The organism is Brenneria alni (assembly GCF_003666245.1).
Taxonomy (GTDB): Bacteria; Pseudomonadota; Gammaproteobacteria; order Enterobacterales; family Enterobacteriaceae; genus Brenneria; species Brenneria alni.
The window spans coordinates 39,481-52,043 of sequence record NZ_MJLZ01000008.1 but is presented as its reverse complement, the minus strand read 5'-3'; the positions used below and the strand labels follow the sequence as shown (position 1 = coordinate 52,043).

General features: G+C 52.4%; 14 protein-coding genes. All 14 read left to right on the top strand.

The genetic code is table 11. From position 1 onward, the window contains the following. Nucleotide 1: 1 nt before the first annotated feature. The 14 genes from BIY29_RS05715 to BIY29_RS05645 all read left to right on the top strand — a co-directional run bounded on the left by BIY29_RS05715 (nt 2) and on the right by BIY29_RS05645 (nt 12,554). Nucleotides 2-469 carry a hypothetical protein gene (locus tag BIY29_RS05715; RefSeq protein WP_121574185.1) on the top strand — a complete coding sequence of 156 codons (468 nt, stop codon included), beginning with the start codon at nt 2-4 and terminating at the stop codon, nt 467-469. Then, nucleotides 462-794: a nuclease domain-containing protein gene (locus BIY29_RS05710; RefSeq protein WP_121574184.1), complete on the top strand. Its 333-nt coding sequence runs from the start codon at nt 462-464 to the stop codon at nt 792-794. The genes BIY29_RS05715 and BIY29_RS05710 overlap by 8 nt, the downstream gene beginning before the upstream one ends. Continuing rightward, nucleotides 787-1,224 (top strand): VRR-NUC domain-containing protein, encoded by a 438-nt coding sequence (locus BIY29_RS05705; protein WP_121574183.1) that lies wholly within the window; start codon nt 787-789, stop codon nt 1,222-1,224. Before BIY29_RS05710 ends, BIY29_RS05705 begins: the two co-directional genes overlap by 8 nt. 61 nt (nt 1,225-1,285) lie before the next feature. Beyond that, nucleotides 1,286-1,642: a Rap1a/Tai family immunity protein gene (locus BIY29_RS05700; RefSeq protein ID WP_121574182.1), complete on the top strand. Its 357-nt coding sequence runs from the start codon at nt 1,286-1,288 to the stop codon at nt 1,640-1,642. Nucleotides 1,643-1,902: 260 nt separating this feature from the next. Beyond that, entirely contained in the window at nt 1,903-2,481 is a 579-nt protein-coding gene (locus tag BIY29_RS05690; protein WP_121574181.1) for a BRO-N domain-containing protein, read from the top strand. A 109-nt stretch (nt 2,482-2,590) separates the two neighbouring features. Beyond that, nucleotides 2,591-3,406 carry a TIGR02642 family protein gene (locus tag BIY29_RS05685; RefSeq protein ID WP_121574180.1) on the top strand — a complete coding sequence of 272 codons (816 nt, stop codon included), beginning with the start codon at nt 2,591-2,593 and terminating at the stop codon, nt 3,404-3,406. Between the two features lie 168 nt (nt 3,407-3,574). Beyond that, a complete protein-coding gene (locus tag BIY29_RS20910) occupies nt 3,575-3,823 on the top strand; it encodes an HP1 family phage holin (protein ID WP_121574237.1) in 249 nt (82 codons plus the stop codon). Between the two features lie 2 nt (nt 3,824-3,825). Next, nucleotides 3,826-4,374 (top strand): lysozyme, encoded by a 549-nt coding sequence (locus tag BIY29_RS05675; RefSeq protein ID WP_121574179.1) that lies wholly within the window; start codon nt 3,826-3,828, stop codon nt 4,372-4,374. 112 nt (nt 4,375-4,486) lie between these two features. After that, nucleotides 4,487-5,029, top strand: a complete 543-nt coding sequence (locus BIY29_RS05670) for a hypothetical protein (protein WP_121574178.1) — start codon at nt 4,487-4,489, stop codon at nt 5,027-5,029. A gap of 282 nt (nt 5,030-5,311) precedes the next feature. Continuing rightward, complete coding sequence (locus BIY29_RS05665; protein ID WP_121574177.1) at nt 5,312-6,145, top strand: terminase; 834 nt, start codon at nt 5,312-5,314, stop codon at nt 6,143-6,145. 47 nt (nt 6,146-6,192) lie between these two features. Further along, nucleotides 6,193-7,857, top strand: a complete 1,665-nt coding sequence (locus BIY29_RS05660; protein WP_170158888.1) for a terminase large subunit — start codon at nt 6,193-6,195, stop codon at nt 7,855-7,857. Continuing rightward, on the top strand, nt 7,857-9,980 hold the full coding sequence (locus BIY29_RS05655) for a portal protein (protein WP_121574175.1): 2,124 nt from the start codon (nt 7,857-7,859) through the stop codon (nt 9,978-9,980). The genes BIY29_RS05660 and BIY29_RS05655 overlap by 1 nt, the downstream gene beginning before the upstream one ends. Nucleotides 9,981-10,221: 241 nt before the next feature. Next, nucleotides 10,222-11,271, top strand: coding sequence for a hypothetical protein (locus BIY29_RS05650; protein WP_121574174.1), 1,050 nt, complete (start codon nt 10,222-10,224; stop codon nt 11,269-11,271). A 59-nt stretch (nt 11,272-11,330) separates the two neighbouring features. After that, on the top strand, nt 11,331-12,554 hold the full coding sequence (locus BIY29_RS05645; RefSeq protein ID WP_121574173.1) for a N4-gp56 family major capsid protein: 1,224 nt from the start codon (nt 11,331-11,333) through the stop codon (nt 12,552-12,554). The last annotated feature ends 9 nt before the right edge of the window (nt 12,555-12,563 follow it).

Below are 12,563 nucleotides of genomic sequence, written 5' to 3'. Positions count from 1 at the left end.
AATGACCGATAATGTGGATTTTCCAGACGACAGCGACAACGTTTTGCAGTTTACCAAACGCTTTGATGACAACGCCGACATCAAAGAAATGCGGAATTTTGTTGAGGCGCCGAAGCCGGAGGGGAGAACGTGCCGGCATGAGCGGGTTATCGTCTCTGAACATGAACGTTCGGTGAAATGTCGTCTGTGCGGCGCAGTGCTGGAGCCGTTCGATCATCTGCTGGCGCTGGCGAAGCAGGAAACAAAAGTTGAATGGGAATTGCGTTCGCTGCGAATGGAAATTAAATCGCACCGAGAGGGGCTGGAGAAGTTGAAGCGCGAAGAGGCTAATTGCAAAGGGCGAGTGCGAAATGCTCAGAATCGGCTCGCTGAGATTAATGGGCAGATTCACTCTGCTAATCAGGAGCTGCAATTTGTGTTGAAGCGGGTGGGTGATATTGAAGCTATTAAAGGGAAGAACGATGCTTAAATCACCGGCCTATCGTGCGAAGATCCTGTGCGACTCAGCGCGCAGTCGCGTTTGTACCCTCCAGATCCCTGGCGTCTGTAATTGCCACCGGGAAACCACCGTATTGTGCCATCTGCCCAGTACAACGCACGGAATGGCGTATAAGTCAGATGATTTCTTTGCCGTGTTTGGGTGCTCCGCGTGCCACGACGTGATCGACGGACGTGTGCCGTATGACTGGCGCCCCGGCGAAAAGGAGGAAACTTATCTGGCCGCGCTGCATGCTACCTGGCGTATCTGGTTCGAAGAAGAGATGCTGGCGGCGAAAGGAGGCAAGTTTGCGTAATTCAATCGACGCGCTGGATGCCATAGGAACGCGGGCAAAACTGGAAATGCGCGGCGGCAGGACACGAAAGGTTTACCATCAGCCGGAACTGGAAGAGCAGGCGGCGCTGATTAAATGGGCGGCTATGGCCACAGTCAACGGCATCCGTCCGGGGCGCTACCTGATTCATATCCCCAATGAAGGAAAGCGCGGGCCGAAGGCGGCGGCTGACGCTAAACGGTTGGGCATGCGTGCTGGCGTCAGCGATTTGTTGCTGGCGCTGCCGTGCGGCGGGTATGCCGGACTATGGATTGAAATGAAAGCCGCTGGCGGCAAGCCCACGCCCGGACAATTGGAGTGGCAAGAATTGATGCGTTCTGCTGGCTACCGAGCCGAGATCTGTTATGGATTTGATGCGGCGCGGGCGGAGATAGAGGAATACCTGTCTTGATGTGGATTTCATGCCGTAACCCGGTGTATCTTGAGGATTATTTCTCTTCTCTGGGGATGGTATGAAAAGGTTATTGCTGGTGGGGCTGCTGGGAATGTCTTTTTCGGCTGGTGCTGGGTTCTATGACGGAAACGAATTAAATCAGTGGGCAGAATCCCACAATAGAGTCGTATTAGGAACGGCAACTGACAGTGACTATCTTAATAGGCGCCAACTTATAGGGTACGTGGCTGGTGTGTTCGAGTTTGGTAATGGGTATCTTTTTTGTATCCCGTCAACCGGGAATTTTACTGTTAGTCAAGTGAGTGATGTCGTTGGAAAGTATGTGATGAGTCACCCAGAAAGCCGGAGCAAATCAGCCTTGGATCTGTCGGTGCTGGCGTTGTCTCAGGCTTTTCCGTGCAAGAACAAGAAGTAGTACCCACAACCTTGACAACGCCGCACCAGCTATCGCATAGTGACTGCACTAGAACATATCAGCGGTCACCCGCACCCGATAGCTTTGCGGCTTTTTTATGCCTGCAATTCGGCATAATCGCACCCAAAGGCCGGGTGGAGAGGCGTAATACAATACCCGCAAGGGAAATATGCCCGGAGCTTCTGATATGGCTCTAGTTGACACCCGGCCACCAGCTACTAACTGATGGCCGCAAACTGAAAACATATCAGGAGGTTATCATGGCTGATCAACTCACATTCCACGATCATCAATTCGACGTCATCATTCGCAATAACCAAACTTGGCTTTCTGCTGCCGACATCGCCCATGCGTTGGGATACAAAAACGACAACGCCATTAGCCGCGTCTATGCACGCAATAGCGACGAGTTTTCACCACAGATGTCCGAGACGGTCAAATTGACGGTCTCGGGAAACCTCCAAAAAACAGCACGCATCTTCTCCCTACGTGGTGCCCACCTGATCGCCATGTTCGCCCGCACACCGGTAGCCAAAGAATTCCGCAAATGGGTGTTGGATGTTCTGGATCGTGAGGTTGAAAAAATCAGCCAGAGATCCAGCGACCAACATGCTAATCACAGTCCCTCAGTTAATTTGTCGGACCTTCCAGCGACCGATGAATATCGTTACCTGGTGCAGGTGCGTGTCTACGATACCGTTTTCGGCGGTTGTGTTGAATTGAAAGGGCGTGGGAATACGTTTCGGTCCATCGCCAACGGCATTGCTACCGACCTCGGTTACCAGCCGACGGGATTTGTTGAAGGTAAAGTGAGTCGAGAGAGGTTGGTGCGGGTGTGATGGGGCATTTTTGCAATAAATGATATGGTTAGAATGATCGTTGCGGTTTTTGCAATATAGGGGGCAACTACATAGAATCAGTCCCATGACCATCGCCGGGACTGACCAAATGACCATAGCCATAGAACAACTTGTCAAAATGCACGATCCGCGCTGCATGAGCATTGAATCACTGAATGTGGGGCGCGGACGTGCAATCCTCACCAAAGAGCAGATATTGGGGGCGTTCGCCGCAGCACAACACCATCATTCTGTTGGTTTCGATCTACTGATGGCAAAGTATCGGCACGATAGCCATGCAGAACAGCGTATTCGGGCTGCTATTACAAATTGGGTAAATGCCCGGCCTCATCCAGAATTGGCGATCACCGCCTGCCAACTTGCGTTAAGCATGGTGCTGGAGCGGAATTTACCTGCGCAAATCGACCACATTGCTAAGTTACTGCGCAGATATGGCATCCGATCATCACAAACACGTAAGAATACCGATGCGCTTCAGGCTGAAATCAAGCAACTGGAAAAGCTGCGCGGTCGGGATCGTGTCAGCGATGATGAGTATCAACGTATCGGCCAGCAGATAGATCAATTATTAGCAAGAGTTGAAGTCGAGCGTGCGGTATTACGCACATGGTCTGAGCATCAGGCTGCGCAGAGCAATGTTTGTCCACGCTGTAACGGCACTGGGAAAACGTTACGGCCAGCCGTTGTGTTGTGTAATGAATGTGGCGGACATGGCCGGATTACGGCAACGTTTGAGCATCTGCGAAAATCTATGGCTATCACAGGGGCTGTGATACCGGCGGGCGAATGGTCGGAGTATCTGGATCTGGTGAAGCGGTGTATGCGATGGTTGTATATCGAAGAATCCCAAGCGGCTAATGTTCTGAGCAATCAAATTCATAATGAAATAGAAGACGTGATATAAACCCAATTGACCTGAATCTCTATACGCGCTAAATTCCCCAAAGATACCGGAGTATGCCTTAAAAGCTGCTCCGGTTTTTTATTGGTCAGTCCTCAAGCCTGCATGGTTCGCCCAGCAGGTTTTTTTATTTCCTACCACAGCGCCATCCGAACAATCGGGGGTGAGGCTATGAGGCGAATGAGCTCGATATATAGCAAGTTGTCATATGGAACCGGGACCGCTTTAACGGGCGCAGGCGTATCAGAAAAGGCATATTCATCGGTAACTAATCAACCATCGTGGCAGTTATTTGACGCTATTTCAGTATTAACGCTGAGTGATTGGGCAATCATCGTCGGCATGGTATGCACCATCGGTACGTTTGCGTTGAATTGGTACTACAAACGCAAGGAATTTAATCTGAAGGCTGGGGAATAAGAATGGCTGAACGTAAAATCGCGGCTGCCATTGTCTGTTCCGTTAGCGTGATTATTGGCATTGTACTGAACAACGCTGAACAGTATAAATCTGCGACCGGAAACAGCTTACGCTTCAGCCAGGCTGCAATGGAAGTGATGGGCAATGCCGAAGGTTGCCGTCGGGATCCGTATTTGTGTCCGGCAAAAATCGTTACGCAAGGCATCGGCCACACAGGGAAAGGTTCGGGTATGGTTGCTCAGGCCAGCGATCAGCAAATCGCGCAGTGGTTTGCTGAAGATCAACTGGATGCACAGAACTGTATTGAGGCCAATGTAGAGCGAAAGCTGGGAAAGCAATTGCCGCAAGGTGTATTCGATGGGATTGGGAGTTTTATTTTTAATGTCGGATGCACGAAATTTCTTAGGTCTACGATGTATCGCCACTTGATTAACCAGGCGTACACGGCGGCCTGCAATCAATTGCCGCGATGGATTTATGCAGGAAAAGAAATCCTGGCGGGACTGGTTACTCGGCGCGAGAAAGAAAAGGCACTTTGCTTAAACTTTTGAATATCGTTCCGGTTTGGTTATTAAATGTTCAAATTAACCGTGATTTGATAACGCTACGCAAAATCTGAATCACTCGCCATCATCAATCCCTTCACTTTTTAACAGGTAAACCATGCTATCCACGAAAACTAAGCTGCTGCTGATCGGCGGCGCGCTGGCGGCTGCGTTCGGCGCCGGGTGGTATGTGCAGGGATTGCGCTGGGATGCGGATATTGCGGAGCGCGATAAAGCCCAAGCCGATGATGTCAGCGCCAGTCAGCAGTCGATCATCGCAGGACAGGCGTTCCAGTTTCAGCGCTATAACGAAATCGCAAGGCAAGCCAATCAGTACGCAATCAACATCAAAGGTCAATCCGATGAAAAACAAATTATCTACCGGACGATCATCAAGAAAGACCCGGCTGGCCGCCAGTGCGTGCCTGATGATGTCGCTGGTCGGTTGCTCGACTACGCGCACCGTTTACGTGCCAGCGCAATGCACGCCACTGCCGGCGGAACTGACACAGCCGGTTCTGGTGCCGTTGCCTCCGACTGCCGATTGACGTATGGGCAGGCGGTTTATTGGATTGACCCGTTACTGACTGCCATTGAACAAGCAAACACACAATTGGCTGGCATAAGAGGGGCTGAGGAATCAAACCGAGCATTGCAATAGCTGGACTAAAGTAGAGATGCTCCTGTTGCTGTGTTTATATACAGTATGTGCAAATCATTAACTGAGGATTTGCATGAGACAACGCGAACTAATATCCAGCGCCCTAATGTCTGCTGCTCGCAGAGATGAGCGCGGTCGGTTGGTGGCCAGCACATTAGAAATTTTGGCAGCCGCAAAGGGAATATCGACTTGGCGTTCGAACCTCAACCGGAATGCTCGGAGTAAGGCATTACAGAGCCACTTCCCAGAGGTGGTTCGATAATGTTTATTCAGTAGGACGTTATGGCAAAACACGATTGGGATGCATTGCTGGCAGCTTTTCTGGCTGATAATGCGGAGACTGGTATCACCGCCCAACAGTGGTGTGAGGAACATGGTCTTAACTATCAGTCGGCACGTCGGTACATCAAGCCCCGTTCTGCGCAGAAGAAAGTGCGCAAAACTGCGCACAGTGCGCAGAAAGGTAAAAGTGCGCAGAAATGCGCAAAAGGCGGGAATGTACAACGGGACGATGAAGATGAATCGACGGACGCGTTCGACGACGGTGCCGACGCCTCAAGGCCAGAAGCGGGATTAAACGGGCGGGATGAAAAAGGGCGCTTCACGGAAGGCAACCCCGGCAATCCCAATGTTGTCAGCCCGTTTGTGAAAGGTCATCAATACGCTACAAAGCACGGCGCCTACGCCCAATACCTCCACGCCGACGAACTTTTCGACGCCGCCAAAGAATCCGATCTGCGCGACGAACTAATTTTCACCCGCGCCCGCGCACTGTCTGTCACCAAGACGTTGAACAAAATAATGGAGGATTTACAGAACGCGCCGGACGTTGAAACCCGTATCGATCTGTATGACAAAATGCTCAAAGCCGAGCAGGGGCTTGATCGCAACATTGCCCGTATCGAATCGCTGGAAAACAGCCTGAGTAAATTGCAGCTTGATGCGGTGAATGTTCCCCGGCTGACTGCCGACACCTACCGCATCAAGGCGGCCACCGCCAAGTTGAAAGCGGAAACGGAAAAACTGACGGCGGAAAGCAAAGATGTAACCACGCCGCTTACGGATGTTGTGCGTGATATTCACTCAATGCCGGATGATGGAATGCTGGCGCAATGACAACACCGCATTACGATGCCGGTTTGGTTGAAGACGAACTGGACAGTATGACCGAGGCGCAGCAGCGCCTTTTTGTTTTGTCCAAACTGAGCAATCCGTGGTGGCGGCTCAACAATCTGTATAAGATTGAGAACGAGAAAGGCCAACTGGTCACGTTTAGGATGCGTCCGGCGCAGCGTCGGCTGTTCCAGAACATGCATTACCGAAACATCATTCTCAAGGCGCGCCAGTTGGGATTTTCCACCGCGATTGATATCTATCTGCTTGACCAGGCGCTGTTCAACAAGAACTTGAAATGCGGGATCATCGCGCAGGACAAAGTTGCCGCCGGTGAAATTTTCCGTACCAAGATATCGATACCTTTTGACAATCTGCCGGGTTGGTTGCGTTCGACATTCAAGATCAATGAGCGGCGCAGCGGTGCCAACGGCGGTTACATCCTGTTTTCGCATGGTTCCAGTATTCAGGTGGCGACGTCCTTCCGCTCCGGCACGGTTCAACGGCTGCATATTTCCGAGCACGGTAAAATCTGCGCCAAGTATCCTGCGAAGGCCAAAGAGGTGCGTACCGGTACGCTGAACGCGGTACATGATGGTTGTATTGTGTTCGATGAGTCCACAGCGGAAGGCGTTGGCGGCGATTTTCATACCATGAGCACCCGCGCTTTAGAATTGGCGCAGTCCGGCATTGAGTTGACGATGCAGGATTATAAGTTTCATTTCTATCCGTGGTTTGACGATCCGAAATATGTTGCGCCTGTTCCGGCAGGTGGCCTGCGCCTGAGCAAATACCATCAGGAGTACTTCGCGGCGGTAGAAGAAACCATGCACGTCACGCTGAGTGATGAGCAAAAGCAATGGTATATCCGCAAAGAGGTTGAGCAGGGCGAGGAAATGAAACAGGAATTTCCTTCCACGCCGCAGGAAGCCTTTCTGACCTCTGGCCGCCGCGTGTTCCCGGCGATTAACGTAATGAAAGCCGAAGGGAAGTGTAAGCCTCCGGCGATTGTTTATGATGTGGAACCGGTTACAGGCCAGCGCTTAAAAGTTCAGGCGTTGCGCGGGGGCGACAAAGAAGAGCTTCAGCGCACGTTACAAAATCATCTGCTGGTTTGGGAACTGCCGGATCCTGATGAAGATTACGCCATTGGCGCGGACATTGCAGAGGGGCTGGAAAACGGCGACCGATCATCATTTGACGTGGTGAAAAAATCTAACGGCGAACAGATGGCGCACTGGTTCGGTCATCTGGATGCGGAGTTGTTCGCTCAACTGCTGGCGCATATCGGCACCTGGTATAACACCGCCTTCATTGGCCCGGAACGTAACAATCATGGTCATGCAGTATTGCAGAAGCTGCGTGATATTTATCCGGTGCGCGCTATTTACGCCGAGCAATACCTTGATCGCGATAACGATGATGAGACGCCTAAACTCGGCTGGCTCACCACGAAGCAGAGTAAGCCGATTGTGGTTGAGGGATTGAAAACCCTGTTACGTGAAAACGTGTCTGGCATTCGCTGGATCGGCACCATCAATGAACTGAACACCTATGTTTATGACCCGAAAGGCCGGATGAATGCGCAAACCGGCTGTTTTGACGATCAGGTCATGAGCTACGCCATCGCACAGGAAATGCGCGCCCGTATGCCGGCGCGTCCGAAACCCAAACCTATCGACCGATCTAAACCCTCTCACTGGATGTCACATTGATGAATACAGCCATTATTGAAGCTGAGGCCCGGCCACAGCAGCAGGATAATCGCGATCGCTTCACACAGCGTCAACTACTGGATATTTCATCGGATATTGACGCTCAACCAGACTGGCGCACCACAGCCAATACCGCCTGTGCTTATTACGATGGTGATCAACTGGCGCCGGAGTTGGTGGCGAAGCTGCGTGAGCGTGGGCAGCCGCTGACCATGCATAACCTGATTGCGCCGACCATTGACGGCGTGCTGGGGATGGAGGCCAAGACCCGTACCGATTTGATGGTCATTGCTGACGATCCTAATGAAGAAATGGAACAACTGGCCGAGGCGGTGAATGCCGAGTTCTCTGATGCCTGCCGATTGTCAGGGCTGAACAAGGCTCGCAGTGATGCCTACGCCGATCAGATTAAAGCCGGACTGTCATGGGTTGAGGTGCGCCGGAACAGCGATCCGTTCGGCAACCGTTATAAGGTCAGCACGGTTCATCGTAACGAAGTGTTCTGGGACTGGTTCAGCCGTGAGGCGGATCTAAGCGATTGCCGTTGGCTGATGCGCAAGCGCTGGATGGATGTTGATGAGGTAAAAGGTACGTTCCCGCATAAAGCGGATGTGATTGATTACTCGGTGCATGAGTGGAAAGGGTTTGTTGAGTCCGATCTGGCTGAAGGGCAGGAATCCAACCTGATCAGCGGCTATGAGGAGTATCACTCATGGAGCCGTCAGGATAGCGAATGGATATCATCGAATCGCAAGAGAGTTCTGTTGCAGGTGGTTTATTACCGCACCTATCAACGTTTGCCGGTAATGGAGCTATCGAATGGACGGATTATCCAGTTCGATAAAAATAATGTGATGCACGCAGTGGCGCTGGCGACGGGCAGAGTATCCGTGTCGATGGCGCGAGTAAGCCGTATTCGTGAAGCGTGGTATGTCGGGCCGCATTTTATTGCCGACCGTCCGTGTGAAGCGCCACAGGGCATGTTCCCGCTGGTGCCGTTCTGGGGGTATCGCAAAGATAAAACGGGCGCACCCTATGGGCTCGCCTGCCGTGCTATCCCCGCTCAGGATGAAGTGAATTTCCGCCGGATTAAATTAACCTGGTTGTTGCAGGCCAAGCGGATTATCAAAGATGAAGACGCGACCAATATGACAGACAAGCAGTTGGTCGAGGAAGCGGAGCGCCCGGACGGGGTGATCAATCTCAATCCCAAACGAGCCAACAAAACTACTGCCTCTGATGCGCTGAAAATTGAGCAGGATTTTCAGGTGGCCCAGCAACAGTTTCAGGTCATGCAGGAAAGCATGAAGTTGATCCAGGACGGCATGGGCGTGTACTCCGCTTTTCTGGGGCAGGAGTCAAATGCATCTTCCGGCGTAGCAATCAGCAATCTGGTTGAGCAGGGCGCGACCACGCTGGCGGAAATCAACGATAACTATCAGTTTGCCTGCCAGCAGGTTGGGCAACTGCTGCTTTCCTATCTGCTGGACGACCTCAAACGCCGCCGCAATTATGCCGTGGTAATTAATCGCGACGATCCGCGCCGCCGCAAGTCCGTCACCATCAATGAAGAATCCGATGGCGGCATGAATAACGATGTTTCCCGGCTACGGGCGCATATTGCGCTGGCGCCGATTCAGCAAACGCCAGCTTATAAATCACAATTGGCTGAACGTATGTCTCAGGTTATCACCGGCCTGCCGCCGCAGGTACAGGCTACCGTGTTGGATATGTGGGTAGAACTGCTGGATGTACCGAAGAAAGCCGAGTTTATCGAACGGATCCGCAGCGCATTGGGCACGCCGAAAGCGCCAGATGAAATGACGCCGGAAGAGCAACAGGCCGCCCAGCAACAGCAACAATTGCAGATGCAACAGCAAGAACTGGCAATGCGCGAGATTGCAGGGAAGGTGGCGAAGCTGGAAGCCGAGGCACAACGTATAGCGGCAGCGGCGCAACGCGAACAGGCGTTAACCAACAGCCAGCGCTTTGGTGATGCAAAGACGCAGGCGGAAACCGGACGAATTTTGCAGGATATGGAGAACATGAATATGGAGGTGGAGGCATTGAAATCACAGATGATGCAGAGCATTCAGGCTCAGGTAGACGCGATTGCAGTGTAGGTATTGCACTAAAAATAAATACGCGCTAAATTCCAGAAAGATACCGGAGTATGCCTTAAAAGCTGCTCCGGTTTTTTTATGCCTGATTATCCCTTGTTGTTGGTCCGTCCTCGCCCTCTTCGGAGGGCGTTTTTGTTTGTGCCGATAAGCGCTTTGGCAACAGCGCGCTTATTCGCATGGGCAGCGATACGCCTCAACCCTTTCGGATCTATCCGACAAATAGACGTGCAGGAGTCATAACGTGAGCATCGATATTGAGAATTTAACAGGTAACGAAACCCCGGAAGAACTGGAAGCATTGCTGGATAGCATCGGTGACGTGGAGGTTTCTGATACGTCCGCCGCAGATACGACTGTAAACGCTGGCGATCTGGCAGCGAAAACCAACCCATTAACGCAGCAGGAAAACAAGGGCGATACCAATACGTCGACGCCGGACGTAACTGCTGAACAACAGGTTGGTACTCAACAGACCGGGGCTGAAACAGCCGGGCCGGAAGGGGATAGTTTGCCTAAAGGCATTCTGAGCCGCGATGGTAAACATGTCATTCCGTATGGCGTGCTGGAAGCGGAACGCGCCGATAAGCAACGTCTGGCACAATCCAGTCAGCGCACCGCCGCTGAACTGGCGGAAACGAAGCGTCAGCTTGACGTGCTCACGCGCCAAATCAACGCAGCCGGATTACAGCCTGCACAGTTACCCGAAAAAACCCAGATTACGCCGGAGCAGATAGATGGTGTGCGTGATTCATTTCCTGAACTTGCTGGCGTGTTGGATGCGCTGGTGCAGAAAGTGGAGTACCTGCAGGAACAGCAACCGGCAGCGCCAGCGGCGCAGCAGTCCTCCGGTGCTGACCCTGTTATGTCCGCTCTCGACGCAACGCCGGATTTGAAAGCCTGGCAGACCGGCGATCCGGATCGCTTTACGCTAGCCGTTCACATTGATGAAACACTCAAAAATGACCCCGTATGGAAAGGCAAACCACTCGCTGAACGATTTGGCGAAGTCGCTAAACGTACTCGCGCTGCATACGGTGAAGCTGTGGAGAGTGCACCTCCGCAGGATGCCAAACAGCCGACAGCCGAAGAGATTCAGAAAAAAGCCGCCGCCGCACTGGCAACAGCGGCTGCGCAATTACCCGCCTCGCCGTCAGATGTCGGTTCAACAACCAGCAGCAGCGCCGCGTCACCACTCGAACAGGCGGCGAATGCCGATCCTGAACAGTTACAGGCCATGTTTGCGGGTATGACAGACGCACAGATTGAGGCGTTGTTAGAACAAGTCATCTGATTGAAAACTGTTAACTCATAACCCGCCGCGTGCGGGTTTTTCATTTTTAGGGAGTCAATATGACGACAATTACCACTGCCCAGGCGAATAAGTTGATGCAGGTTGCGCTGTTTACTGCAGCCAATCGCAATCGCTCTTTCGTCAACATCATGACGGAACAGCAGGAAGCGCCGAAAGCTGTTACGCCGGATAAAAAAGGCGTTAAACAAACCAGTTACACCGCGCCGGTAGTGCGCATCACCGATCTGCAAAAGAACAAAGGCGATGAAGTGGATATGCAGATCGTCCATAAGCTGTCCAAGCGTCCGACGATGGGCGATGAGAAGCTGGCAGGCCGAGGTGAAAATCTGGCATTCGCCGATTTCTCGTTAAAGATCAATCAGGGCCGTCACCTGGTGGATGCTGGCGGCAAAATGTCAGAGCAGCGCTTCAAGCATAACCTGAACAAAACCGCACGTACTCTGCTGGGGACGTACTTCAATGACCTCCAAGATCAGTGCGGTACTGTTCATCTGGCTGGCGCCCGCGGTGACTTCATTGCTGATGACACCATCCTGCCGCTGGCCAGTCACCATGAGTTCGGCAAAATCATGATTAATGATGTACTGCCGCCCACCTACGACCGCCACTTCTATGCCGGTGACGCGACCACGTTTGAAGGTCTGGACGCAGCCGATCTGTTCTCGCTGTCGGTAGTGGATAACCTGTCATTGTTCATTGATGAAATGGCGCATCCGCTTCAGCCGGTCAAAATGTCGAAAGACGAAATGGCGAACGAGGATCCTTACTTCGTCCTGAACGTGACGCCGCGCCAGTGGAATGACTGGTACACCTCTACCTCTGGCAAGGACTGGCAGGCGATGCTGTCCCGCGCTATTCAACGCTCTAAAGGCTTTGATCATCCGTTGTTTAAGGGCGAATGCGCGATGTGGCGAAATATCCTGGTGCGTAAATACACCGGAATGCCGATCCGCTTTAATGCGGGCTCCGTGGTAGACGTGTCTAATAATGATTTGGCGGCCACGGTATCCCAGAAAGAAGCCGGTACGACCATTGACCGCGCATTGCTGCTGGGCGGCCAGGCGCTGGCGAATGCTTATGGTTCCGGTGAAGGCGGCGGCCACTTCGGTTATCACGAAGAGAAGGTCGATCACGGCAACGGTACGGAAGTGTCGATTCGCTGGGTGAACGGTCTGAAGAAGATCCAGTTCAAACAGAAAGATGGCCGCCTGAATGACCACGGCATTATCGTTGTTGACTCGGCGATCACCACTGGTCGCTAATCCCATCCC